Source organism: Massilia sp. S19_KUP03_FR1 (genome assembly GCF_036688685.1).
Classification (GTDB): Bacteria; Pseudomonadota; Gammaproteobacteria; order Burkholderiales; family Burkholderiaceae_D; genus JALYUM01.
In genome coordinates this window covers 52488-79192 of record NZ_JAQQPS010000003.1, presented here as the reverse complement: position 1 = coordinate 79192, position 26705 = coordinate 52488, and the positions used below count along the sequence as shown (strand labels likewise).

Sequence of the window (26705 nt, the reverse complement as noted above, 5' to 3'; positions counted from 1 at the left end):
TGGCAGGTCCTGGCATCGCTGCCGCGTATTTACCTGGCTGAATAATTCTATCCAAGTGGCAATATTTACCGCAAGGAAAATTCACACTGCAGTGACAAAGTAACGGATTTGCGCTTTCTTGTTGTAAATTGCTGACAGTAGGGCAAGACTGTCAGATGAAATATGTTATCTCCCCGATAGTTTTGCTAACTGCCGCGGTAGGTCGAGTATGACCATGGCGTCAATACCAGCGGCACATGGTAATTCTGGCTGGCGTCGGCCACGCCGAACGCGATGATGACCCTGTCCAGAAATGGTGGATCGGGCAGGGCAACGCCTTGCGCTGCAAAGTAGGCGCCGGCGCCGAAGACCAGTTCGTACTTGCCCGTCACCAGCGCGTCCGCTTCAAGCAGCGGCGCGCTGCAGCGGCCGTCGGCATTGGTGGTGTCTTCCTTGACGAGGATGCGGGCGGTGGCGTCGACGCGGTACAGCTCCACCTGGACGCCGGCGCCCGGCAAGCCGCGCGTTGTATCGAGGACGTGCGTGCTGATTTTTCCCATGGAGTTCTCTTATATGGTTGGCAGAAAAAGGTATCCGCCCAATCATATAGCTTTGCGTGGTTGGCAATATAAGATGGCAAATATATCCACCATCGGACCCGCCATGAGCACTGACGACAACTACCCGCGCGACCTGATCGGCTACGGCCGCACGCCGCCCCATCCGCAGTGGCCGGGCGAGGCCCGCATTGCGCTGCAGTTCGTACTCAATTATGAAGAGGGCGGCGAGAACAATGTGTTGCATGGCGATGCCGCCTCGGAGACCTTCCTGTCCGAGATCATCGGCGCAGCGGCCTTCCCGATGCGCCACATGAGCATGGAGTCGCTCTATGAATACGGTTCGCGCGCCGGGCTGTGGCGCTTGCTGCGCATGTTCGAGGACCGCAAGCTGCCGCTGACCGTGTTCGGGGTGGCGATGGCCCTGAAGCGCAATCCGGATGCGGTCAAGGCGTTCCAGGCGCTGGGCCACGAAATCGCCTGCCACGGCTTGAAATGGATCTCGTACCAGAATGTCGATGAGGCGACCGAGCGCGCGCACATGAACGAGGCGGTTGCGATCTTCCGCGATTTGACGGGTGCCGCGCCGCAAGGCTGGTACACCGGGCGCGATTCACCGAACACGCGCAAGCTGGTGGTAGAACACGGCGGGTTTACGTACGACGCCGACCACTACGGCGACGACCTGCCGTTCTACCAGCAGATTGCCACCGGCACCGGTGTGCAATCGCACCTGGTCGTCCCGTACACGCTCGACACCAACGACATGCGCTTCGCGGCCCTGCAGGGTTTTAATTCGGGCACGCAATTCTTCGACTATTTAAAAGATGCATTCGACGTGCTGTACGCCGAAGGCGACCCGAACGGTTTGAATGCGCCGAAAATGCTGTCGATCGGCCTGCACTGCCGCATCGTCGGCCGCCCGGCCCGCGCCGCCGCGCTGGGCCGCTTCCTCGACTACGTACAAAGCCACGATCACGTCTGGATCACCCGCCGCATCGACATCGCCAACCACTGGCGCCAGATCCACCCCGCCCCATAAACAGATGTATCAAAACCATTGCAAAAGAATTAGGGTCAGAGTCGAATTTTTGAGCAATTGATCATTAAGTTACACCGCGATACGACGGGTTTTTCGAGCAGTTCCTTTGAACAATTGGCAAACAATTCGACTCTGACCCTATTTTTTGGGTTTGAGATCTGAGGCAATTGTAAAAAAGCATTATGTTTATTGGGAGATAAGTTACATCACCGATTGGATATATGTCGTTTCGCCTGTGGGTGTTAACCTGTTAAATTGGGCCAACCTCGAGACCAGCATGTCAGAACCGATCCGTTTTTATTACCAGGGCCACTTGCGCGAAGTGCAGGGCGGGTCGCCGACGCAGACGATCCTTCAGCATTTGCGCGAGGATTTGCATTGCACCGGCACCAAGGAAGGCTGCGCCGAGGGCGACTGCGGCGCGTGCACCGTTGTCATCGGCTCGCTGGAAAACGGCCAGTTGCAGATGAAAGCGGTCAATGCCTGCATCCAGTTCACACCCACCCTCGACGGCAAGGCCCTGTTCTCGGTGGAAGACTTGCAGCAGGACGATGGCGCCTTGCACCCGGTGCAGCAGGCGCTGGTGGAATGCCATGGCTCACAGTGCGGCTTCTGCACGCCCGGCTTCGCCATGTCGCTGTGGGGCATGTATTTAAAACAGGACGGCAAACAGCCGAGCCGCTGCCAGATCGACGACGCCCTGTCCGGCAACCTGTGCCGCTGCACCGGCTATCGCCCCATCATCGATGCAGCGCGGCGCATGGTTGAATTGCCGGCAGTGCATTTTGATCGTGCCGCCCTCACGCAACAACTCACCGCATTGCGCCGCGATGCCCTGGTCAGCTACACGGTCGGCGCGCAGACCTTTCATGCGCCGCGCACATTGGAAGAACTGACCACGCTGCGCGCAGAAAATCCGGCGGCCTTGCTGCTGGCCGGCTCCACCGATGTCGGCCTGTGGGTCACCAAGCAGATGCGGGAATTGAACGACATCATTTACCTCGGCCACGTCGATGCCCTGAAAACGGTGCAGGCAGTGGACGGCATGCTCGAGATCGGCGCCGGGGTCACGCTCGACGACGCCTATCGCGCCGTCTGCGCCCACTACCCGGAACAGTTGAACGAAATGTGGCAGCGCTTTGCCTCTCTGCCGATCAGGAATGCCGGCACGCTGGGCGGGAACGTCGCCAACGGTTCACCCATCGGCGACTCGATGCCGTGGCTGATCGCGCTGGGCAGCGAAGTGGTCCTGCACAGCCCCGGCGGCGCGCGCACGCTGGCGCTGGAAGACCTGTACCTGGGCTACCAGCAAAAAGACTTGCGGCTTGATGAATTCGTGCGCGCCGTGCGCGTGCCGCTGCCACGCGAAGGCGTCGCATTCCGCACCTATAAACTGGCCAAGCGCTTCGACCAGGACATTTCCGCCGTCTGCGCCGCGTTTGCGTTGACGTTTGACGGCGACGTCATTGCCTCGGCCCGCATCGCATTCGGCGGCATGGCGGCGACCCCGAAACGCGCCGCCAGCGCCGAAGCCTTGTTGACCGGCCGCGCCTGGAGCGAAGCCACCTTGACTGCAGCCATGGCTGCACTGGCGGCCGATTACGCGCCGCTGTCGGACATGCGCGCGTCGAGCAGCTACCGCATGCAGACCGCGCAAAACCTGCTGCGCCGTTTCTGGTACGAGACGCGCCTGGACGCGCCCCTCGCGGCCAACGCCGTCAACGCTTTCGCCGTGCGCGCATAAAGGAACATTGATGAACGACGCAGGCATCCTGAAAGCACCGACGTGGCAGGCGGTCGGCATCGCGCGCGCGCATGAATCGGCCGCGCTGCACGTGCTCGGCCAGGCCACCTACACCGACGACATCGCGGAAGTGCAGGGCACCCTGCACGCGGCGCTGGGTCTGTCGACCAGGGCGCACGCGACGATCCGCGCCATCGACCTCGCGCACGTCCGCGCCAGCGCCGGCGTGGTCGCGGTCTACACCGCCCTCGACATCCCCGGCACCAACGACTGTGGCCCCATCATCCACGACGACCCGATCTTCGCGCCCGGCCTGGTGCAATACGTCGGCCAGCCGATTTTTATTGTCGTCGCCGATACCCACGATCACGCCCGCCGCGCCGCGCGCCTGGCCGACATCACCTATGACGAGCTGCCCGCGATCCTGACGCCGCAAGCGGCGAGGGCCGCGCAATCGTACGTGCTGCCGCCGATGCGCCTGGCACGGGGCGACAGTCAAGCCGCATTCGCGCGCGCGCCGCACAAGGTGAAAGGCGAGCTGTCCGTCGGCGGCCAGGAACACTTTTATCTGGAAGGCCAGATCGCCTATGCCATCCCGAAAGAAGACCAGGGCATGCTGGTGCTGACCTCGACCCAGCACCCGAGCGAGATGCAGCACGTGGTCGCGCACGCGCTCGGCCTGCATTCGCACCATATCGTCGTCGAATGCCGGCGCATGGGCGGCGCTTTTGGCGGCAAGGAATCGCAATCGGCATTGTGGTGCGCCGCCGCCGCCATTGCCGCGGCCAGGCTAAAGAAACCCGTCAAACTGCGCGCCGACCGCGACGACGACATGCTCATCACCGGCAAGCGCCACTGTTTTCACTATGAATACGAAGTCGGCTACGACGACGCAGGCGTCATCCTGGCGGCGAAAGTCGATATGGTCACGCGCGCCGGCTACTCGGCCGACCTGTCCGGGCCGGTGGCCACGCGCGCCGTCTGCCACTTCGACAACACCTATTATTTATCCGACGTCGAAATCCGCGCCGCCTGCGGCAAGACCAACACCCAGTCGAATACCGCGTTCCGCGGCTTCGGCGGCCCGCAAGGCGCCATCGCCATCGAATACGTGCTTGATGAAATCGCCCGCAATCTGCAACGCGACGCGCTCGATATCCGGCGCCTGAATTACTACGGCACAAGTGAGCGCAATGTCACGCCGTATGGCCAGCTTGTGGTCGACAACGTCATCCACGCCCTGACCGACGAACTCGAAATCAGCAGCGATTACCGCGCGCGGCGTGCACAGATCGACGCCTTCAATGCCAGCAGCCCGGTGCTGAAGAAGGGGCTCGCTTTCACGCCGGTGAAATTCGGGATCGCCTTTAACGTCACGCACCTGAACCAGGCCGGCGCGCTGGTGCACGTGTATGTCGACGGTTCCATCCTCGTCAACCACGGCGGCACCGAGATGGGGCAGGGCATCAACACCAAGGTGATGCAGGTGGTGGCGCACGAACTGGGCGTCGACATGGCGCATGTGCGCGCCACCGCCACCGACACCAGCAAGGTCGCCAACACCTCGGCCACGGCCGCGTCGACCGGCGCCGATTTGAACGGCAAGGCCGCCCAGGATGCCGCGCGCCAGATCCGCGAGCGCCTCGCCGCGTACGCCGTCAAGCTGTACGGCGGCGCAGAAGAAGCAGTGCGCTTCGCGTTCGACACCGTGTACGTCAACGGCCACGAAGTGCCGTTCCCCGAGCTGGTGCAAAAGGCTTACCTGGCGCGCACCCAGTTGTGGTCGGACGGTTACTACGCCACGCCCGGCCTGTCATGGGATCCTAAAACCATGAGCGGCCGGCCGTTCTCGTATTTTGCGTATGGCGCCGCCGTGGCCGAAGTGGTGGTCGACACCCTCACCGGCGAATGGAAGCTGCTGCGCGCCGATGCGCTGTACGACGCGGGCCGCTCGCTCAATCCGGCCATCGACATCGGTCAGGTGGAAGGCGCCTTCATCCAGGGCATGGGTTGGCTGACGACCGAAGAACTGTGGTGGAACGCGGGCGGCAAGCTGATGACGCACGCGCCGTCCACCTACAAAATCCCCGGTGTTTCCGACTGCCCCGAAGATTTTCGTGTGCGCCTGTTCGACAACGGCAACGTCGAAGACAGCATCCATCGCTCCAAAGCCGTGGGCGAGCCGCCGCTGCTGCTGCCGTTCTCGGTGTTCTTCGCGATCCGCGACGCGGTGTCGGCCGTGGGCAACCATCAAATTAATCCGCCCTTGAATGCGCCCGCTACCAGCGAAGAAATCCTCAAGGCCATCACGGCCGTGCTGGCACATGGATGACTGGCTGACAGGCGCGCAGCGCACCCTGGCGCCCGCCGTGCTGGTCACGGTGGCGACCACCGAGGGCTCGGTTCCGCGCGAGGCGGGTGCGCACATGCTGGTCACCAGCAGTACGCAGTTTGACACCATCGGCGGCGGCCACCTGGAATTGAAAGCGATGGCGCTTGCGCGTGCCATGCTGGTTGATGGCCGCACGCGCCATTTCGAACGTTTTCCTTTGGGCCCCAGCCTGGGCCAGTGTTGCGGCGGCGTGGCCCACCTGCTGTTCGAACGGTTTGACCCCGCGCAGCGCGCACGTTTGCAGCGCCGGCGGGATGTCGATACCTTCCGCTTGCTGGCGCTGGACGGCGCTGCTTCGGCGCTGTGCGACGCTAGCGGGAAGGTGTTGAGCGGCGACGCCGTGCCGGCCTTCGATGCTGATGCCGGCACCCACGTCATGCGCGATCAGGACGGCCGTCGCTGGCTGGTCGACGCCGTCCTCGCGCCGCGTGCCCATCTCTTCCTGTTCGGCGCCGGCCACGTGGGTGCGGCGATCGTTCGCCTGCTGGGCAGCCTGCCGTGCCGCGTGACCTGGGTCGACGAACGCGAAGACCAGTTCCCCGACTCGGTACCGGCCAACGTCCACATCGAAGCGACCGATACGCCCGAGGCCAGCGCCGCCAGCGCCCCGCGCGGCGCCAGCTTCCTCGTCATGACGCATAGCCACGCCCTCGACCAGCGCCTGTGTGAAGCGATCCTCGCGCGCGACAGTGCCGACTGGTTCGGCCTGATCGGCTCCATGACGAAACGGCGCCAGTTCGAGCACCGCCTGCGCGCGCGCGGGCTGGACCATGACCGCATCGACGCCATGGTCTGTCCCATCGGCGTCCCCGGCGTCACTGGCAAGCAACCGGCCGTCATCGCGATCGCCGTCGTCGCCCAATTATTAAGCGTGTGGGAGGCCAGGCATACTGCGCCGGCCGCGCGCGCCGTCTCTTCCGAAAGATCCTGATGTCCACCGTTCCACCAACCCTGCAAGCCTACCGTGCCAGCTTGCTGCACTTTCACGCCGATCCGGCGTTTCACGACGATGCCCATGCCTGGCACCGCGACGGCCTGCTGATCGTCGAGGCGGGCCGAGTGAAGGCAGCCGGCGACTACGCGGCGCTGCTGCCGACACTCCCCGCCGGCACGGTTGTCACCGACTACAGCGGCAAGATCATTTGCCCCGGCTTTATCGACACGCACCTGCACTACCCGCAAAGCGACATGATCGCCTCGCCGGCGCCCGGCCTGCTGCCGTGGCTGGAGACGTACACTTTCCCCACCGAGCGCAAATTTGACGACCCGGCGCACGCGCGCGCGACCGCCGAATTTTTTCTCGACGAGCTGCTGCGTTGCGGCACCACCACCGCGATGGTCTACTGCACCGTGCACCGCGCGTCGGTCGATGCGTTTTTCGAAGCGAGCGAAGCGCGCCAGCTGCGCATGGCGGCCGGCAAGGTACTGATGGACCGCCACTGTCCCGCGTTTCTGCGCGATACGGCGCAGCAGGGCGTGCGTGACAGCGAAGACCTGATCAACAAGTGGCACGGTCACGCGCGTTCGATGTACGCCATCACGCCGCGCTTCGCCCCCACGTCCAGCGAAACCCAACTGCGCCTGGCCGGCGAACTGGCCGCGGCCTATCCGACCACCTACATCCAGACCCACGTGTCGGAGAACGCCGAGGAATGCCGCTGGGTGCGTGAGCTGTTTCCAGCCCAGCGCAGTTATCTGCACGTGTACGAGCATTACGGCTTCATGCGCCCGCGCGCCATCTTCGGTCATTGCATCTGGCTCGACGACACCGATTTCGCGCGCATGGCCGAGACCGGGTCGGCGGTGGCGGTCTGCCCGACCTCCAACCTGTTCCTCGGCAGCGGCCTGTTCGACTTCGAAAAAGCCGATAGCGTCCATACGCTGCTGTCGCTGGCGACCGATGTCGGGGCCGGGACGTCCTTCTCGATGTTGCAAACAATGAATGAAGCGTATAAAGTTGCGCGGCTAAAAGGCAGTTATTTGCCGGCTTTACGGATGTTTTACCTGGCCACGCTGGGCGCCGCGCGCAGCATGCAACTGGAAGGGACGATCGGCAATTTCGCGCCCGGCGCGGAAGCCGACTTCATCGTGCTCGACCCGCAATGCACGCCGCTGCTGGCGCGCAGAACCGGTCACCTCGAGTCGCTCGAAGAGCTGCTGTTTGCGCTGGCGCTGCTGGGCGACGACCGCGCCGTCCAGGCAACTTACGCAGCCGGCACCCTGGTCCATCAACGCAACAATTAAGGATATCCGATGCAGAAGAAACTGAGCAGCCTGGCGCTCGCGCTGGTCTTTGCGAGCACTGGCGCCCACGCCGCCTCGCCGAAAGCGAATGAAGCTGCAACCATGCTTCACTACGCCACGCTGATCGCCGGCGACACCCCCAAGGCGGCCGAGCTGACCATGTTCTTCTCGCAGATGCCGAAAGGCGGCGACCTGCACCACCACTATTCGGGCGCGATCTACGTCGAGCAGTACCTCGATTTCCTCGACCAGCAGGGCCTGTGCGTCAACAAGCAGACCTACCGCATCGAAACCGACAAGGCGGTCGTCGACGCCCAGCGCGCGAAGCCGGCCAAGGACAAAACCTGCCTGGGCAGCGCGGACGTCTACAACGACGACTACACTTACCGCGAACTGCTGCAGCGCTGGTCGAGCAAGGATTTCAAAACCTACGGCGCCGATCAGCCGCCGCCGGACCGCCAGTTCTTCCAGACCTTCGGCTACTTCGGCCCGGTCTCGAACGCCAACTTCCATGAAGGCTTGCTGGCGCTGAAGCACCGCGCCGTGCTGGAAAATGTCAGCTACATCGAAACCATGTTCAAGATGGCGCCGCCGACCAGCAACCCTGCTTTTGACGCCGACGCCTGGCGCCAGGGTAACGATGATGCGGCTTTTGACGCCCAGATGCGCGCCTGGATGATGACCCTGGACGCCGACCCGGCCTTCAACAAATCGATCACCGACTTTGTGGCCAAGGTCGACGAAGCGTCGAACGGCATCGACGACGCCAACTTCACCATGCGCTACCAGACCTATGTGCTGCGCCTGCTGCCGCCGTCGAACGTCTTCTCGTCGATGCTGGCCGCCTTCAAGGCCGACGTGCAAAGCGAGCGCCTGGTGGGCGTGAACATCGTGGGCCAGGAGAGCAACCGCGTCTCGATGCGCGACTACGCGCTGCACATGAAGATGTTCCGCTTCCTGAAGACGGTGTATCCGGATGTGAAAGTGGCGCTGCACGCGGGCGAGCTGGCGCTGGGCGATGTGCCGCCGGAAGGCCTGCAGTTTCACATCGACCAGGCGATCAGCGTGGCGCGCGCCGACCGCATCGGTCACGGCATCGACCTGGCCCACGAAAGCAATGTCACGCGCATTTTGCAGACCATGCGCGAGAAGGACATTCCGGTCGAAATCAACCTGACCAGCAACGCCTTCATCAACGGCGTGCAAGGGGCCGACCACCCGGTCACGCTGTACCGCAAATATGGTGTGCCCTACGTGATCTCGACCGACGATGCGGGCGTGACGCGCCACAACCTGTCGGGCGAATACGTGCTGTTCGCCAGCCGCTACAAGCCGTCCTACGGCGAGATCAAGCGGGTTTCGTATAACAGCATCCGCTACGCTTTCCTGCCTGCGGCGGACAAGGCGCGGCTGACCAAACAGCTCGATGCGCGCTTTACGAAGTTCGAGGCGGGCATTGCTGCCCTGGATAAAGCGGCCGTGCGTCGGCGCTGATCGCAGCGACGGACGTCGGTCCTGTCATTACACGAAGCGGCTCCAGGCGCAAGCCCGGGGCCGTTTTGCTTGGGCGTACCGACTTCTACCTTGTGCTTTTGCTGCCTCTCCTTGTGGCCACAAAATCTATCCAATAGTAACAATCCACATTGTTTCCATTGCCATGTTACTAGCCTATGACTGATAACTAAAAACCATGTTTGTGGTCAACTAGCTACACATTCCGAGAGCATTTCCGCAAGGCTGTCAAAATTTACCCCTTATGGATTTCCCTGCGGAACCCCTCACTTATAATTGCGCCAAGGATGAAGTGCCGCAGTTCTGTAGGTATTTACCTACGCGAACGGTAGTTTTGCAGACGATTTATACCGTTGACGTATAAATAACTAAAAAAAATCGTATTTGTCCGGTATATCTGGCTCATGCATGATTGATTGCTGGTTTGGAAATTTTTCAAATTCCTTGACCCGCCAGTACGTGAGAAAACGTTAGCTTTTTTCTACCGCGTCATCAAGGTGAAATATCCAGTCTGTATACTTCCGCTTCTCAAAGGAGAGTCATCCTCTCCAACAGTTCGCAGGTTTAAAAGCTGCAAATACCGATTTTAAAATTTCAACACTCCAGGGAGTTCGCAATGCAATCCGTTTTTACTCAACAACCCAAGTTGCGCCTAAGCTCGATCGCGTTGGCTTGCCAACTGGCATGCTTTACGTTTGCAGCCCACGCGCAAACTGCAACGGAAAAAGTCGACACCGACGCGGGCCAGACCCGCGAAGTCGTCATCCGCGGCAAGAAAACGCAAATGGGTTTGATGGTGCAGGAAGATGCGCCGAAAGCGCGCTCGACCATCACCGCTGCGGAGCTGGAAAAGCAGCGTCCTACCGGTAACGCCTACCAGGCCCTGGAGCTGCTGCCATCGGTAAATAGCTACAACTACGACGCAACCGGTCTGTTCGGTGGCGGCCTGACCCTGCGCGGCTTCAACAGCGACCAGATCGGCGCCACCATCAACGGCGTGCCAGTCAACGACTCCGGTTCGTTCTCGGTGTACCCGCAAGAATACGTCGACCAGGAAAACACCTGCTCCGAGTTCGTGACCCAGGGCTCGACCGACGTCGACTCGCCGCAAGTGGGCGCATCGGGCGGTAACTTCGGCATCGTCACCTGTAATCCGGAAGACAAGCAGCGCTTGCGCGTGATGCAGACCTTCGGTCAGCTGAACATGTACAAGTCGTTCATCCGTTACGATACCGGCCTGTTCCCGGACGGCCGCTCGAAAGCGTTCATCTCGGTGTCGCGCGCCAGGTCGGAAAAATGGAAAGGCGAGGGCGAAGCCGCACGTAACCACCTCGATGCCGGTTTTAACTACGACTGGAACAAGCAAAACTACATCCACAGCACTTTGTTGTTCAACGCTGCCCGCAACAACAACATTCAGAGCTACCAGCTCGCTGACGTCAACCGTCTGGGTTACAACTACGATTTCAGCCCGACGTTCGTCGGTCACGTCACGCCTGTCGCTGGCACCGTCCAGATCGATCCGACCGCTGGCGTCGGCGCTGGCCAGGTTCCTGCCTACTACAAACTGGCGAATAACCCGTTCAAGAACGGCATTCTGTCGGCAACGGCCAAGTTCCGCCTGACCGATGACCTCGATATCAAATTTGTGCCTTACTACTGGTACGGTTATGGCAACGGCGGCGTCCAGCAGAAAGTCGTCAACGAAAGCACCACCCGTCGGGGAACGACTACCGTCACGACCGTCAATAGCAGTTTCATGGCGACGAAGACGAGCAATACGCTTAACGGTGCTGTCGACCTGAACGGCGACGGCGACGTCCTTGATTCGGTCATCGTTGCCGGTGCGAGCGTGACCCGTACCAACCGTCCTGGTCTGACCACTTCGCTCACTTACACGATCGGCGATCACACCATCCTTGGCGGCTTCTGGTACGAGCGTGCCAAGCACGAGCAAACCAGCCCGATCGTTCGTGTCGATAACAACGGCAATATTGCAGACATGTACCTGAAAGACGACCGTATCAAGCGTCAGGACGGTTCGGACTACCAGCTGCGCGACTGGCGCACCATTTCAACGGGTTACCAGGCCTTCCTGCAGGACACGATGTCGTTCATGGACGACCGCCTGACCGTCAATGCCGGCCTGCGCACGCCACACATCAAGCGTGATTTCCACAACTTCGCCAACGAAGGCGCAGCGGTCGATTACCAGATCAATCGCACCTACAGCGAAGTGTTGCCGCAGTTCGGCGTGCGTTACAAGCTGACCTCGGACGACCAGGTCTACGCGTCGGTCGCCAAGAACATGAAGGCGCCAGGCAACTTCGTGTACGGCTCGACCAACGGTAACTTCACGGTGGACACCAAAACCGGTGTCATCACGGTCAAGGATGAAGTCCGTCCTGAAATCTCGTACAGCTTCGATGCCGGCCTGCGTCACCAGACCAGCGTCTGGAACGGCACGTTCGGCATCTACGCCACCGACTTCCGCGATCGTATGGCCACCGCGTTCAATCCGAACACGCTGACCAGCACGACCACCAACGTCGGCAAGGTCAAGAACTACGGTTTCGAAATCGAAGCGGGTAACAACCCGATCAACGGCTTCTCGCTGTATGGTTCGTATGGCTACAACAAGAGCGAAATCAAAGGCGACACGCTCGGCAACGCTCTGGGCTACATGCTGCCGACCGCAGGCAAAGCGTTCCCGTTGACGCCGAAGCAAAAAGCCGGCCTGGCATTGCAATACGAGGATGGCTTGCTGTGGGGCCGCCTGACCGCGAAGGCCACCGGCAAGCAGCAAGCGACGCTGACCAACGACGAAGAAGTGCCGGGTTACACCCTGTTCGGCTTCGACGGCGGCTACACGTTTGCCGACATGGGCTGGGCCAAGCGTCCGAAGCTGACCTTCAACATCAGCAACATCACCAACAAGCAATATCGCAATCCTTCGTCGCAGAGCGTTTTGAATGCATTGGACTACGGTGTCGTGACGGCTGGCGGCAACGGCGTGACCAAGAAACAAGTGTTCTACTACCTCGGTGCACCGCGCTTCTTCTCGGCCACCATGTCCGTCGACTTCTAAGACGGCAGCGCCGCACGCAGTCGCTATCAGGCTGCACGCGGCGTAGAATACAGATGCATCTCGCGGGCCTTCGGGCCCGCTTTTACATTCCACTTTCAAAAAGTATTGACGCCATGATTCTTCGCCCACTTGTTTCCTCGCTTGTCCTGGCGCTTGCCCTGGCAGGTTGCGCATCCACGCCGCCCGCACCCGGCATCGAGATCAACCTGGTCGCATTGAACGATTTCCACGGCAACCTCGAACCCTCGAAATTTACCTTCACACCACCGGGCGCCGCTGCCCCGGTGACCTTGCAGGCCGGCGGCGCGGCCGCCATGTCCGGTGCGCTGGCCGCCTGGCGCCGCGAAGACCCGAATCTCGTGTTTGTCGCCGCCGGCGACCTGATTGGCGCCAGCCCGGCGCTGTCGTCGATGTGGGCCGACGAGCCAGCCATCGAAGCGATGAACATGCTGGGCCTGCACGCCAGTTCGCTGGGCAACCACGAATTCGATCCGGGTACGGTCGAATTGCTGCGCCAGCAGAACGGCGGCTGTGTCTCGCCCCGTCCTGACAAGGCTTGCCAGCTGGCGCCATCGTTTGGCGGCGCCAAATTTCAGTATCTGGGCGCGAATGTGCTGGTCACGCAAACCGGCAAGACGCTGATGCCGGCGACTTCCATCGTCGACGTGAAAGGCGTCAAGGTCGGCCTGATCGGCGCCGTGCTGAAAGACACCGCCTCGGTCACCACGGCCGCGGCGATTGCCGGCTTGACCTTCCAGGATGAAGCCGCGGCCATCAACCGCACCATCCCAGGCCTGCGCGCCGCCGGCGCCACCGTGTTCGTGGTGCTGATCCACGAAGGCGGGCATACAAAGGAAGCGTTCCACCAGATCGACTGCAGCGAGCTGAAAGGACCGATCGTGGGCATCGTCGGCAAGCTCGATCCGGCCATCCGCATCGTCGTGTCGGGCCACTCGCACACGGGTTACCAGTGCAAGGTCGACGGGCGCCTGGTCACCCAGGCCGACATGGGCGGGCGCCTGCTCACGCGCATCAAGATGACCGTCAATCCGGTCAGCAAAGTGCTGTCCGATGTGACCGTCAAGAACGAAGTCATCAACCCGGACGCCTACCCGGCCGAGCCGAAGATGACGGCATTCCTCGCCAATGTGCGCGCACGCAGCACCGCGGTGCTGGGCAAGCCGGTCGCTACGCTGGGGGTGCCGCTCGTTGCGCGCAAGGGCAGCAGCGCCGGCGAATCGCCGTTGGGCGACCTGATCACCGATGCCATCGTCGCGGCCACCAAAGCGCAGGGCGTGCAGATCGGCTTCATGAACAATGGCGGCATCCGCAAGGACCTCGAATCGGGCCCCGGTAACGTTGCCACGTTCGGCAATGTGCAGGCCGTTCTGCCGTTCGGCAATACGCTGGTGGCGATGGACCTGACCGGCGCGCAATTGAAGGCGTTGCTCGAACAGCAGTGGAGCAAGTCCGACGGCGATGGCGGTTCGGTACTGCAAGTGTCGAGCGGCCTGAGCTATCGTTGGGACAGCACGCTGCCAGTCGGCGCGCGCGTGGTGCCGGGCAGCGTCAAGGTCAATGGCGTGGCGGTCGAGGACGGCAAAACCTACCGCGTGGTGGCGAATAACTTCCTGGCCGAAGGCGGCGACACCTTCACCATCTTTGGCAAGGGCACGCGCCGGGTCGACACCGGCATCCGCGATCTCGACGCGATGCTAAAGTACCTGGCCCAACACGACAAGGCCGGCACGCCATCGGCCGCGCGCATCGAGCGCGTGCGCTAAGCAAATTCAACCAGGAACCGACCATGAAAAAAATCGCCATCGCCCTCGCAGTCTCCTGCGCCTTCATTTCCTCCAGCGCGCTGGCCTGGGGCAATGACGGCCACCGCGCCGTGGGCGCCATCGCCGACAAGCTGCTCAAGGGCACTGCCGCGCAGAAGAAAATCCAGGCATTGTTGCTGCCCGGCGAAACGCTCGAATCGATCGCCAACTGGGCCGACTGCGTGAAAGGCACGTATTGCGGCCCGCAGTCGCCGGAAATGATCGCCTACGTTGCCGCCAATCCGAAGCACAGCGAGTACCACTACACCGATGTGCCCTACCAGTTGAACAAGTACCACGATCACGCCGTGGGCACGGCGGACGAAGACATCGTGCAGACGCTCAAGGAGTGCATCGCCGTCCTGCAGGGCAAGGATGGCGCCGCCGTCAACCCGCATAAATTTACGCCACGCCAGGCGCTGATCCTGCTGGTCCACCTGACCGGCGACATCCACCAGCCGCTGCACGTGGGCGCGGCTTTTGTTGGCAAGGACGGCAAGTTCGTGGTGCCGACCAAGCAGAGCGAGATCGACGGCATCAATATCTTTGACGCCCGTGGCGGCAACAATTTCCTGCTCGACGACGGCAAGCTGACGCAGATGAGCGATGGTGTCATACCGCCGGGCGAACCGAAGCCGGTCAAGGAAGGTGTGCCGGCCGCGCTGACCAAGCCGTTCCATTCGTACTGGGACACCACAGTGGTCGACTACGCCATGCGCCGTCTGTCGACCAAAACGCCGGAGCAATTTGCCCAGGCCGTCATCGACAGCAAGCCAAACGTCAACGTGAACACCGGCCTGGTCAGCACCTGGCCGTACCAGTGGGCCGACGATGCACTGGTCGTCTCGAAGGAAGCGTACAAGGACGTGACCACGGGCGCCGTTACCGAGAAGGTCAGCAAGAGCGGCGAGAAGTACAGCACCTGGTCACTGGAAGTGCCGCAGAACTATCCGGTGCCAAGCTCGCAAATCGCCAAGGAACAATTGACCAAGGGCGGGTACCACCTGGCCGCATTGCTCAAAACCATCTTGTCGTAAGCGACGGCCCGCATCCGGCTGCGTGCCGATCATTCCTTGCCGGGATGGTCGGCATTTTTTTGTCCGGTATCCAGAACAGTAATTTTCCATTTTTGTAGGTGATGTCGAAGTCGCCCAGGTCCTTGATCGCGTATTTGCCGGCCAGCGCGCGCGCGATTTCGTCGCCATTGTCGCCATTGGTCATGACCACGGCGCCGTCACCGCGGCCGCTATAGGCCACTATCAGATCGCTGTAGCCCCGGTTGTGGCCGCCGTGCCCGAAGGACGTCGCGGCGCCGCTACCCTCGATACCGTGGACTGCAGTATCAGCCGCGTTTCCATGTATCGTTGATGCCGAGTTTTTCCAGGGCACGCACCGAGTCGGGCAAGTCGAACAGCGCGGCAAGCCGCGCTGTTGGCCTGGTGTAGCGGGATGGCGCCGTGCGGCACCATGCCTGCGCACTGCGTTCGAGCATCCTGGTCGTCGTCACGTCGAGTGTGTCGTTTGCAGCCACCCACACCATTGTTTCGAGCCACTGCCACGGGTCCGACCGCGCCAGCGCTAGCAGGTTGCGGTAGTCGTGCAATGGCGCCAGGACGGCATGCGCCTGCTCGAAAGGGAGATAGGCCCCCTGTCTGCACACTGTATCGACCGCGAAGCGCCGCACTGACGGCGCGGTGTCACGCAGTGCCAGCATGGCGATGTCGTCCTTGCGCTGCGGCGCGATGCGCAGCCAGGACGCGAATGCCGCCAGGCGCACGGCCGGCGCGGATGCACGTGTGAACTGTTCGACGAGTGCGACATCCGCGCTGGCGCGCAGCCCTTCCAGCGCGATGCAGGCTACCCTCGCCACTGTGGACGGTTCCAGCAAGAGGCCACGATACAGGCCGCGCAGGTCGACCTTGCAGTGGCGCAGGTGGCTTGCGGCGACGTCACGGATGGTCACCGCCGTGTCGAACAGGGCAGTGCGGGCCAGGGCTTGTGCGGCATCCGTTTCTTCGTGCAGGCGTGCGCGCAAGGATGCAACGCGCAAAACGAGAAAAGAACAGGTCGCCAGTTTTTGGTACCAGTGCTGGCGCCGCGGGAGTGGTAGTTCCGTGATCAATGCCAGGGCGCCCTGTGCCAGCACGATGTCGCCGCGCTGTTCCAGCGCCAGGTCAATCAGGTCTTCCTGTGCGATCAGCTTGCGCGTGCGCGCCAGCTGAAAGGCCGCGCGCGACAAGACCATATCCGGAGAATGGATGGCGGCCTTGACGTCGTCGGCGCACAAACGCATCACCAGCAAGGCTTCGAATTCGGCGATCCACAGGGCGTGATCGGTACGGCGCGCTTCCAGCAGGCGCCGCACAGCAGGAAGGATGGCAAGCAGCTCGGCGGGGGAACAACGCGGCGCCAGTGTCATGATGCCTGCGCGGGCGGCGGCGCGCACCTGGTCGACCCAATCGTTGAGCCTGCTTGCAACGACAGGCAGCAAGGCCGGGTCGCCCAGCGCCACGCAGTGTTCGACGGCGGCCTGGCGCAGGTAGCCGTCGTAGTCTGCCGCAAATGGCGCTATCTCTGGTGATGTGCGGCTCCGGGCAAGGTGGTCCTGCGCCATCTCGAAGCGGGAAACTGGCGGGGACTTTTCCGTGCGTCCGAACAGGTCAGAAAGGAAGGTCATGGCGGCGCAATCAGGCGTGTTTGGTCGAAGGGCCAGTATGCACTGCGCCACTGGCCATGTCTGGCGCAAAGTTCGACGGTGCCAGCCGCGCGCGCAAGCGCATGAACGGTTGCTCGACGAGGTAGAACAGGAGCGCGCCCGCCAGCAGCGACAGCACGATCGTCAGCGTCAGCGTGACGGAGCCGGGTAATTGCCATTGCACTGCCAGCTTGCCGACGATATTACCCACCGGTTTATGGATAAGATAAATCGAATATGACCATAGCGCCAGCTGGCGCGCGCCGGGGATGCGGGCGCGGTGCAGCAGCGTGTGTGGGCTGAGCGCGCCGATGACCAGCAGCGCGAACGCCATCGCCAGCAGAGAATAGCCGAACGCGGTCATGAAAAAGCCGTAGCCGTAGTCCTCGATGTAGTAAAAGTTGAGGGCGCCGTAGAGCAGGGCGGCGCACCCAGCGACGCCGGCCAGCAACACCTTGCGGCCATGCTCCATCAGGCGCTGCCACAGATGCGGATGGCCGTGCCGTACCAGCGCGACGGCCACGCCGGGCAGGAACTCATCGAAGCGGCACAAGCTTGCGTAATACACGTGCGCCATGTAGCCGCGCACCTGGCCACCTTCCTCGAGTGCGTAGCGGTGCCACAGGTAAGCGCGCAAACCGATGCCGACGGCGAGCAGCAAGGCCAGCGCGCACCACGCCTGCCAGCGGCGCAAGTGCAGGGCGACGGCCGCCAGCAAAGCCAGCGGCAGGGCCAGGTAAAACTGTTCTTCGATGCACAGCGACCACGCCTGCGAAAAGGCGGTGCCGGGCTGCAGGCCGATGTTTTGCGTGAACGTCAAAAAGGTCCACAGCGGTGGCGGCGGCTTGCCGCCCATGATCGTCGGGAAGGCAAAATAGGCGGCCAGCACGACCCAGAACGCTGGCCAGGTGCGCAGTGCGCGGCGCAGGTAGAAGCGCCATAGCGATAACGGCTGGCCGCTTTGTACGCCGCGCAGCAACTGGTCGGCAATCAGATAGCCGGACAGCACAAAGAACAGGTCGACACCGACCCAGCCCGCAGTGCTGAGCCAGCCGAAGGTGGGCGTATGGCTGACGAAGACCATGTAGTGGTACATGAAGACAAGCGCAATGGCGCAGGCGCGCAGGGTGTCCAGACCAGCGGTGCGGCGCAGTAAGGTCGATGGCATGCAGGTCCGTAAGAGGGATGGCAGCGGCATCCTAGCAGTTAGACCTGTCTGCAAAACACGCGCTTTGTCACGGCGCGCGAAATTGTTTGTCGCGCGCTGTGACAAAGCTAGAATGACGCACCATCATCTCCACGACCTCCACAATGAAAACCACCGCCCTGTTTGTATGCCTGTCCGTTTGCTTCGCCTTGCCGCTGGTAGGGTCGGCCCAGGATCTGCCCGACGTGGCGAAGGTGCAAGACGCGCCCGGCCTGCCCTTGTGGGAAGTCGGTGTCGGCGCCTTCGCCTTGTCGACCCCGGCCTACCCGGGCGCCGACAGTCGCAACAACCGGGTACTGCCACTGCCGTGGATTCAATACCGCGGCAAGATTTTTCGGGCTGACCAGTCCGGCATCGGCGCACGCCTGTTCAATTCGGACCGGGTCGAACTGGACGTCGGTTTTGCCGGCTCGCTGCCGTCGAAATCAGACGACGTCGCCATTCGTAATGGCATGCCCAACCTGGGCACGCTGGTTGAATTCGGGCCGCGCCTGAAAGTCAAGGTTGCGCAGTTGAGCCCGACGAGTGCCATCCGTTTCGAGTTGCCCCTGCGCGCCGTCATGGAAGTGCGCGGTGGCGTGCGCCGCCAGGGCAGCACGCTCGAGCCGCGCCTGAGCTACGAAACCCGGACTGCCGACGCATCCTGGACCGGCGAAGCGCATGTCGCCGCCGTATTCGGCGACAGCCGCATCAACCGCTATTTTTATGAAGTCGCGCCGCAATACGCCAGCGCCGCACGGCCGGCCTACCAGGCCGATTCGGGCCGCATGCTGGTGCGCGCAGGCCTGGCCGGCAGCCATCGGCTCAACCCCGATGTACGCCTGTTCGGTTACGTGCGCTATGAAAGCTATGCCGGCGCGGCCAATACCGGTAGCCCGCTGATGCAGCGCGAAAATGGGGCATCAGCCGGCGTGGGTTTTGTGTGGACGTTCAAGCGCTCGGCCGCGCGCGCCGCGCTGTAGACGATATTCCCGGCATCGTTGCTTGCCTGCATGTAGTGCCTGACGTATGCTGCCACTATATTGAACGGAGTGATCTGCCATGACCTCTCGCGCCGCGCTTGCTCTCATCCTGACCCTGGCAGCGCCAGCGTTTGCACAACATGGCACATGGATCGACGACCAGGGCAAGGCGATCGCCCCGACCGAAGCGCGGCGCGCCGTGAATGGCTTCGCCGGTCACCTGCTCATTACCTCGGACGCGGACTGGCGCGCGAAATGGAATACGCCGGCCGCCACCGTCCCGCATTTCACGCAGAAAACCACGCCGGTTGCGCTGGGCGAACAGGTGTTTCTCCTGATTTTCTTTGCAAACGCGATGCTCGGTGCCGATGGCAAGGCCAACCTCACCTGCGACCTGGATGTCATGCAGCCCGATGGCACGTCGGTGGTGCATCACGCAGATACGCCCTGCTGGCATGGGCCGCTTCTGGGCGGACCGCAAAACCTGTATATGGCGACACCGGAGATCAGTTTCAAACATGACCCGGGCGACATGGCCGGCAAGTGGACCATCGCTGTCACGCTCAAGGACAAGCTGAGAAAGACGGTTCTGCCTCTCAAAACCTTTTTCGTTCTCGATTGATCACAGCGCTGAAGCAGCCATCGCCTCAGAATCGTTCTGGTGACGTGGGGCTGACCCGAGCGATCAGGTGCGGCTGAAGGCGCGTTGTTGGCATCCCTTGTGCCGCAGCGTTGTCAATTTCTCATCTGATAGAATCCGGTGTTCGCGCTTATCACAATTGCATCACCAGCACATTCTAATGAACATCAAAAATCTATCGCCTTCATCCTGGAAAGTCCTGCTCATTTCCCTCGCCCTTGTTTATTTGTCCTTCAGCATATGGGCGACAACTTACTGGGAGCGGATCACACCGGCAAAAGCCGGCACGCTTGCGATCGAATTTGGCGAACCGGATCTCGACTATCGCTTGCCGATTGTGGCCATCGGCGCTGATTCGCCCTTGGCAACGGTGGGCGGGAGGATTGGCGACAAGGTGTTCTTTGATCACTACATCGATGTCAAACGCCAGCTTGGCAGCGATGAAGTTATTGGTTTGACCCTGTTCAGCAATGGGCAGTCACGCCATGTCGCGCTCAAGCCTATTGCCTCCTCAGACTTCACACACAATCCGATCGCCGCACGCGCGGACGCGCTGATGGCGTGGGCATGCAACTATGCCGCGCTGCTCATCGCCTTGCTGATTGGACTACGGCGCGCTGACAACGGCAGCATGCGTGTTTTCGCTTTCATGATGCTGAGCTTCTCGCCGCAAACCGTTGCCTGGTATCTGCCGGGCGGCCCATTGCCGAATTTGTTCATGCAACTGATCCTGCCGCTCAATTATGCCGCGTATTACATCAGCCTGGTGTACTTCGCTTTCACGTTCCCGGACGACCGTCCTCCTCACTTCCGACGGGCTCCGGTGCGGCATGTATTCAAGCTGTTTGCGGTTGTCGTGCTGGTCTATTCTGCCTGGTATGTGGCAGACGCATTTCGCGTACTTCCATGGGCAGCGCGTCAATGGATATCGATCATCGCATTCAAGATGATCGTGCAAACCATGATGGTCAGCCTGGCATTGCTGGCGATATGGTATTCGTGGCGCAACAGCATCGGCGTCAACAGGCAAAAATTGGCCTGGATCGGTGTCTGCATGGGTGGCGTTGTGCTTGCCTTAAGTTCCGCCACCATTGCAACGATGTTCGGTGCGGTCCTGGATCCCAGGTTCGGCATCGTCCAGGATACCATCACGTTCCTCTGCTTTGTAGGCTTGGGTTACGCAATCCTGCGCCACCGCCTGTTCGACCTCGGCTTCGCGGTCAACCGCGCACTGGTGGTAACCATCATCAGCGCGATGCTTCTGGTCGTGTTTGGGGTCACTGAATGGGGCGTCGATAAACTATTGCACTTCGAAGGAAGAGAAAAGAATGTGATTTTCGATGCTGTGGTTGCGCTTGGAATTATTCTCTGTTTCCATCGGATTCAGCATTGGGTCAGTCATCAAGTCAATCACGTGTTTTTCAATCACTGGTACAAAGCCGCCGAACAGCTTCGGCGATTTCTACAAAAGGCTGAGCATATTTCCGATGCCAGCGTGCTGAAGACGAGATACTGCCGGGAAGTGACCGATTACGCGGGCCTGACCGGCCTTGCGATCTATGTGCTCGATGCAAATTCAGGCTACGCATTGCAGGATTCAACGCTGTCCAACGCGCCCGCCACGATCGACAGGAATAACGACGCCGTGGTCGACATGCGGCATACCCTCGTCATGGTCGATCTCGCATCCTGTCAACCCGGGCTACCGGGCGAGCTGGTCTTTCCAATGATTGTGCGAGGCCAGATCATCGGACTGGTGCTGCTCGGGCAGAAGTTGAGTGGCGGCAAATGCCGTCCGGACGAGATCGAATTATTGACGATCGCTACACACCAGCTCGGGCTGCATCTGGAGAGCCTGCGCGTGGAGCATTTCGAGCGTCATTCGGCCGCGCTGGAAGCCGCATTGAAATTCGAACGCGAGGCGCACGAGCGTGAAACGACATTGCTTCGTCAGATTATCGGCGACGCCCTTGACGTAAAAGCAACCGTGCTTTAACGGATATCAGGCAAGGTCGCTCTTGCGCAGCGACCTTCCGAACCACGCGCCATTTGAAATCAACGCGACTTGACGAACGGCTTGCCTATCGCTTTCGGCGCAATCGATTTCGCCATCAAACCAGCCAGCACGATCACGGTGACCACGTACGGAATCATGTGGATCAGCGAGCCCGGCACCCGGCCGACCACCGGCAGATCGACGCCTTCCAGCTGGATCTGCAGCGCGTTGAAGAAGCCGAACATCAGGCACCCCAGCATGGTATGCAGCGGACGCCAGTTGCCGAACACCAGGGCCGTCAGGGCCAGGTAGCCGGCGCCGGCCGACATGTCGCGCAGGAAGAAGCCGCTCTGCACGATGGCCAGATACGCACCCGAAAACGAACACAGCACGCCGGCGATCAGCATCGCCATGTAGCGGGTTCGTTCGACCGAGACACCGGCCGCGTCGGCCGCATGCGGATTCTCGCCGCAGGCGCGCAGGCGCAGGCCAAAGCGGGTGTGATACACCACCCAGTGCACCAGCGGCACCAGCGCAAAGGCAAAATACACCAGTACCGAGTGGCCGCCAATCAGGTGGCCGTAAAACCAGCCCAGTCCCGGAATATTCGCCACCGCAGCCGTGCCCGGCAAGACCACGTCGGACAGGCGCGCCGCGCCCAGGTCGGGCGTGCGCCCGCCCTGCTGATAAAAATATTGGGCGACCACGAAGGTCAGGCCGCTCATGGCGATGTTAATCGCGATGCCGCACACCAGCTGGTTGCCCTTTTGCGTGATGCTGACATAGCCCTGCAGCAGCGCCAGCGCCACTGAGACGGCAATGCCGGCCGCGATGCCGTACCAGACGTTCTGGGTGCTGTAGGCCACGGCGGCCGAGGTGAAGGCGCTGGCGAGAATTTTGCCCTCCAGGCCGATGTCGACTAACCCGCTGCGCTCGGCGAACAGGCCGGCCATGGCGGCGAACATCAGCACGGGCGCATTGCGGATCGTGGAGACCAGGATACTGAGGATGTTGAAGTCTTCCATGGCTTTATCCTTTGCGGCCCAAGGTGAGCAAATTGAGCAATTTCAGCACGGTCGGACCATAGAAATTTTCCATGGCGCCGCAGAACAGGATGATCAAACCCTGGATGAAGATAAAGGTTTCAGGCGGGATATTCGGTTTTTCCAGCGACAGATCGAAGCCGCCCTGGATCAGCGCGCCGAACAGCACGGCGGACAGGAAGATGCCGACCGGATGCTGGCGCCCCATCAGCGCAATGGCGATGCCGACAAAACCGGCGCCGGCCGGGAAGTTCAGCGACAGGTAGTGGGTCGAGCCCATCACCGAATTCACGGCGGCAAGTCCCGCCAGCGCGCCGGAAACCAGCATCGTGACGACGATCATGCGGCTGATCGACACGCCGGCATAGTGCGCCGCGTGCTGGTTCAGGCCGGTGGCGCGCAACTGGTAGCCCCACGACGAGCGCCATACCATCACGCCGTAAATCACCAGCGCTGCAATGGCAATCAAAAAACTGATGTTCAGTGGCGTGTCGCCCAGCACCGGCAGCCAGGTGTTCAGGCGCGGCATTTCGGCGGCAGCCGAAAACACGCGCGAGGCGGGGTTTTGCTGGCCTTCCGGCACCAGCTTCAGGATGAAGAAATTCATCAGGTCGGCAGCGATAAAATTGAACATGATGGTCGTGACCACCACGTGGCTGCCGCGCCGCGCTTGCAGGTAGCCCGGCAAGAAGGCCCAGGCCGCGCCGAACAGGGCGCTGCCCAGCATCGCGATCGGTATCAGCAACCACGCCGGCAGGCTGTTATCGAGCGCCAGCAAGGCGATCGTCAGGCCCAGGCCGCCGAGGTACATCTGGCCTTCGGCGCCGATATTGAACAAGCCGCCCTTCATGGCGATCGATACCGCCAGGCCGGTAAAAATGAAGGTGCTGGCGTAGAACAGCGTGTACGACAAACCTTCCAGGTTGAAGATGGCGCTGTGGATCAAGATCGACAGCGATTCGACCGGGCTTTCGCCCAGCAGGTGAATGGCCAGCGCCGCCACCAGCAAGGCGGACAGCAGGTTCAGGACCGGCAGGACAAAGCCGGTGGCCCAGCGGGGGAGTTCAGTTTTTTTCATGATTTGTGCATCCCGCCCATCAGCAAACCGATGCGGGTGGTGTCGAATTCTTCAATGTTCAGTTCGCCGGTGATGCGTCCACCCGACATGACGACGATGCGGTCGGCCAGCGCGCGCACCTCTTCCAGTTCCACCGAGACCAATAAAATCGCCACGCCTTCGTCGCGCAGGCGCAGCAGCTGGGTGTGGATGGCTTCGATGGTGCCGATGTCGACCCCGCGCGTGGGTTGTCCCACCAGCATCAGCTTCGGCTGCGCCAACACTTCGCGCGCAATCACCACCTTTTGCTGGTTACCGCCCGAGAGCAGGCCGATGCGCAGGTCCGGGTTGTTCGGACGCACGTCGAAGTCTTTCAGCATCGCGCCGCAGCGCTTCGCGATGGCATCGAAATCAAACAGGCCCCAGCGGTTCTTGACCCGGTCCTGGTAGCCGAACACGGTGTTCTGCATCACCGAAAAGTCCTTGATGACGCCGTCGCGCAGGCGGTCTTCCGGCACATGGCCGATGCCCAGCTTGCGGAAGGTGGCCGGCAAGCCGTCGGCGTGGGAACGGCCGGCGTAGGGCAGCGTGGTGCCGAGGAAATCGACTTTGCCCGAGGTCGGTAAACGCATGCCCGACAGAATTTCCATCAACTCGCTCTGGCCATTGCCCGACACGCCGGCAATCGCGACAATTTCTCCGGCGTGCAGCGTGAAGCCAACGTCTTCCAGCAGTTTCACGCCCTGTTTGTCGACCAGGTTCAGCTTCTCCACCTGCAGCACCGGCGCGCCCGGCTTGAACGGCGCGCGCGGCAACTCGCTCTGGATCGGGCGGCCGACCATCATGTTGGCCAATTGTTCTTTCGACGTCGAGGCGGTATCGACGGCGCCCACCACGCGGCCGGCGCGCATCACCGTCACCTGGTCGGTGATCTCCATGATTTCGCCCAGCTTGTGGGTGATCAGGATGATGGTTTTGCCCTGTTCCTTGAACAGGCGCAGGATGGCAAACAGCGACGCGGTTTCCTGCGCGGTCAGCACAGCGGTCGGCTCGTCCAGGATCAGGATATTGGCGCTGCGGTAAATTTGTTTCAGGATTTCGACGCGTTGCTGGGCGCCCACCGACAGGTCTTGCACGGTGGCCAGCGGGTCGACGTCGAGCTGGTAGCGGGCGCAAATCTCGCGCAGCTTCGCTTCCACCTGTGCCCGCTGCGCGGCCAGCTTGAAACCGCCTTCGCTGCCCAGCATCACGTTGTCGAGCACGGTCATGTTTTCGACCAGCATGAAGTGCTGGTGGACCATGCCGATGCCGAGCGCGATCGCTTCATGGCTGGTGCGGATATTGCGCTCCTGGCCGTCGATGAGGAGCTGGCCACTGTCGGCGCGGTAGTAGCCGTACAGGATGCTCATCAAGGTCGACTTGCCGGCGCCGTTTTCACCGATCACGCCATGGATCGAACCCTGGTCGATGGTGAAGCTGACGTCGGCGTTCGCCTGCACGGCCCCAAAGGCCTTGCTGATATTGCGAAATTGTACGGCTGGCTGCATGGCGGATAAGTGTAAAGAATGACATTCAAAAGCGCGCCGGACCGGAAAACCGGCGCGGCGCGCTTTTGGGGGTGATTAAATGTGGCGGTCGGGAAGTTTAGATCGGGCAGCTGTTGGCTGCGCGATAATCGACGACCTTGATCTTGCCGCTGATGATGTCGGTACGGGCAGCGTTGACGCGCTTTTCCATGTCGGCTGATACGACCGCACGGTTATCCTTGTCGACGACCCAGTCCACGCCGCCTTCCTTGATGCCCTTGTAGGCCAGGCCCGGCTTCCAGCTGCCGTTCTTGATCTGGCTAAACGCATCGTAAATGGCGATGTCGACGCGCTTGACCATCGAGGTCAGCATGGTGCCCGGATACAGGTAGTTCTGGTTCGAATCGACGCCGATGCCCAGCTTGCCTTTTTCCTTGGCGGTTTGCAGCGTGCCCATGCCCGAACCGCCGGCCACGGCATACACCACGTCGACGCCGCGGTCGAACTGCGCACGCGCCAGTTCGCCACCCTTGGCCGGGTCGTTCCAGGCGGCACTGGTTGTGCCGACCATGTTTTGCACGACTTCGGTTTTCGGGTTGCCGGCTTTCGCGCCCTGGGCATAGCCGCAGGCAAACGCGCGGATCAGCGGAATGTCCATGCCGCCGACGAAGCCCACTTTTTTACTTTTCGAGGCGATCGATGCAGCCATGCCGACCAGATAGGAACCTTCTTCTTCCTTGAACATCACGGAATTGATGTTCGGGCCCTGGGCCACGCTGTCGATGATGACGAAGCGGACATTCGGAAATTCTTTGGCGACCTTTTGCACGGCCTGGGTCTGCGAGAAACCAATCGCGGCAATCAGGTCGAGTTTTTTACGGGCCAGGCCACGCATGACCTGCTCGGCCTGGGTATCGCTGCTGGCCTGCGCTTCAATGTAAGAGATGTTGGTCTCTTTCTTGAAACGCATGGCGCCTTCGGAAGCCGACTGGTTGAACGATTTGTCGAACTTGCCGCCAGCGTCATAGACGATGGCCAGTTTCGGCGCGGCAATTGGGGCCGCTGCCGCTGTCGACACGACCGCACCGGTGACACACAGCGCGGCGATCGTCTTGGTAAGTTGCTTAAGATTCATGAATTGGCTCCTGGAATTTCGATATTGTACCCGCCACAACGGCTGCGTTGGGAACGCCGCCGG

The 26705-nt window shown here is 61.5% G+C and carries 20 protein-coding genes; 12 read left to right on the top strand and 8 right to left on the bottom strand.

Features of this window, described 5'->3' with window-relative positions; translation table 11 throughout:
• Positions 1 to 185: 185 nt before the first annotated feature.
• Positions 186 to 539, bottom strand: a complete 354-nt coding sequence (gene uraH / locus V6M87_RS03690) for a hydroxyisourate hydrolase (RefSeq protein ID WP_332848387.1) — start codon at positions 537 to 539, stop codon at positions 186 to 188.
• A gap of 103 nt (positions 540 to 642) precedes the next feature.
• Between uraH and puuE the strand changes: the two genes are divergently transcribed.
• The 9 genes from puuE to V6M87_RS03645 all read left to right on the top strand — a co-directional run bounded on the left by puuE (position 643) and on the right by V6M87_RS03645 (position 15418).
• On the top strand, positions 643 to 1578 hold the full coding sequence (gene puuE / locus V6M87_RS03685) for an allantoinase PuuE (RefSeq protein WP_332848386.1): 936 nt from the start codon (positions 643 to 645) through the stop codon (positions 1576 to 1578).
• A 277-nt stretch (positions 1579 to 1855) separates the two neighbouring features.
• On the top strand, positions 1856 to 3322 hold the full coding sequence (gene xdhA, locus V6M87_RS03680) for a xanthine dehydrogenase small subunit (RefSeq protein WP_332848385.1): 1467 nt from the start codon (positions 1856 to 1858) through the stop codon (positions 3320 to 3322).
• 10 nt (positions 3323 to 3332) lie between these two features.
• Positions 3333 to 5654, top strand: a complete 2322-nt coding sequence (xdhB, locus tag V6M87_RS03675; RefSeq protein ID WP_332848384.1) for a xanthine dehydrogenase molybdopterin binding subunit — start codon at positions 3333 to 3335, stop codon at positions 5652 to 5654.
• A complete protein-coding gene (xdhC, locus tag V6M87_RS03670; protein WP_332848383.1) occupies positions 5647 to 6645 on the top strand; it encodes a xanthine dehydrogenase accessory protein XdhC in 999 nt (332 codons plus the stop codon). The genes xdhB and xdhC overlap by 8 nt, the downstream gene beginning before the upstream one ends.
• Complete coding sequence (gene guaD / locus V6M87_RS03665; protein WP_332848382.1) at positions 6645 to 7958, top strand: guanine deaminase; 1314 nt, start codon at positions 6645 to 6647, stop codon at positions 7956 to 7958. Before xdhC ends, guaD begins: the two co-directional genes overlap by 1 nt.
• A 9-nt stretch (positions 7959 to 7967) precedes the next feature.
• Entirely contained in the window at positions 7968 to 9452 is a 1485-nt protein-coding gene (locus V6M87_RS03660) for an adenosine deaminase (RefSeq protein WP_332848381.1), read from the top strand.
• A 634-nt stretch (positions 9453 to 10086) separates the two neighbouring features.
• Positions 10087 to 12558 (top strand): TonB-dependent receptor, encoded by a 2472-nt coding sequence (locus tag V6M87_RS03655; protein ID WP_332848380.1) that lies wholly within the window; start codon positions 10087 to 10089, stop codon positions 12556 to 12558.
• A gap of 113 nt (positions 12559 to 12671) precedes the next feature.
• Positions 12672 to 14342, top strand: a complete 1671-nt coding sequence (locus V6M87_RS03650; protein WP_332848379.1) for a bifunctional metallophosphatase/5'-nucleotidase — start codon at positions 12672 to 12674, stop codon at positions 14340 to 14342.
• A 23-nt stretch (positions 14343 to 14365) separates the two neighbouring features.
• Positions 14366 to 15418, top strand: coding sequence for a S1/P1 nuclease (locus tag V6M87_RS03645; RefSeq protein ID WP_332848378.1), 1053 nt, complete (start codon positions 14366 to 14368; stop codon positions 15416 to 15418).
• Here the strand turns inward: V6M87_RS03645 and V6M87_RS03640 are convergent.
• From V6M87_RS03640 to V6M87_RS03630, 3 genes are read right to left on the bottom strand one after another with little or no spacing between them, the layout of a single operon-like run.
• Positions 15399 to 15770: a hypothetical protein gene (locus V6M87_RS03640; protein ID WP_332848377.1), complete on the bottom strand. Its 372-nt coding sequence runs from the start codon at positions 15768 to 15770 to the stop codon at positions 15399 to 15401. The two genes, V6M87_RS03645 and V6M87_RS03640, sit on opposite strands and share 20 nt — an antisense overlap.
• Positions 15724 to 17058: a hypothetical protein gene (locus V6M87_RS03635; protein WP_332848376.1), complete on the bottom strand. Its 1335-nt coding sequence runs from the start codon at positions 17056 to 17058 to the stop codon at positions 15724 to 15726. The genes V6M87_RS03640 and V6M87_RS03635 overlap by 47 nt, the downstream gene beginning before the upstream one ends.
• Before the next feature lie 10 nt (positions 17059 to 17068).
• Entirely contained in the window at positions 17069 to 18244 is a 1176-nt protein-coding gene (locus V6M87_RS03630; RefSeq protein ID WP_332848375.1) for an acyltransferase family protein, read from the bottom strand.
• Between the two features lie 143 nt (positions 18245 to 18387).
• Here V6M87_RS03630 and V6M87_RS03625 point away from each other — a divergent pair, with 143 nt between their 5' ends.
• The 3 genes from V6M87_RS03625 to V6M87_RS03615 all read left to right on the top strand — a co-directional run bounded on the left by V6M87_RS03625 (position 18388) and on the right by V6M87_RS03615 (position 21881).
• A complete protein-coding gene (locus V6M87_RS03625) occupies positions 18388 to 19245 on the top strand; it encodes a MipA/OmpV family protein (RefSeq protein WP_332848374.1) in 858 nt (285 codons plus the stop codon).
• Between the two features lie 79 nt (positions 19246 to 19324).
• The gene (locus V6M87_RS03620) at positions 19325 to 19867 is read left to right on the top strand and encodes a hypothetical protein (RefSeq protein WP_332848373.1); all 543 of its coding nucleotides are present in this window, start codon (positions 19325 to 19327) and stop codon (positions 19865 to 19867) included.
• 178 nt (positions 19868 to 20045) lie between these two features.
• Positions 20046 to 21881: a GAF domain-containing protein gene (locus V6M87_RS03615; RefSeq protein ID WP_332848372.1), complete on the top strand. Its 1836-nt coding sequence runs from the start codon at positions 20046 to 20048 to the stop codon at positions 21879 to 21881.
• Between the two features lie 59 nt (positions 21882 to 21940).
• Here V6M87_RS03615 and V6M87_RS03610 read toward each other — a convergent pair whose 3' ends face one another.
• The 4 genes from V6M87_RS03610 to V6M87_RS03595 form a co-directional block, all read right to left on the bottom strand.
• Positions 21941 to 22906 (bottom strand): ABC transporter permease, encoded by a 966-nt coding sequence (locus tag V6M87_RS03610; protein ID WP_332848371.1) that lies wholly within the window; start codon positions 22904 to 22906, stop codon positions 21941 to 21943.
• 4 nt (positions 22907 to 22910) lie between these two features.
• Positions 22911 to 24002, bottom strand: coding sequence for an ABC transporter permease (locus tag V6M87_RS03605; RefSeq protein WP_332848370.1), 1092 nt, complete (start codon positions 24000 to 24002; stop codon positions 22911 to 22913).
• Positions 23999 to 25528, bottom strand: a complete 1530-nt coding sequence (locus V6M87_RS03600) for an ABC transporter ATP-binding protein (RefSeq protein WP_332848369.1) — start codon at positions 25526 to 25528, stop codon at positions 23999 to 24001. Before V6M87_RS03600 ends, V6M87_RS03605 begins: the two co-directional genes overlap by 4 nt.
• A gap of 97 nt (positions 25529 to 25625) precedes the next feature.
• A complete protein-coding gene (locus tag V6M87_RS03595; protein WP_332848368.1) occupies positions 25626 to 26642 on the bottom strand; it encodes a BMP family lipoprotein in 1017 nt (338 codons plus the stop codon).
• Between the last annotated feature and the right edge of the window lie 63 nt (positions 26643 to 26705).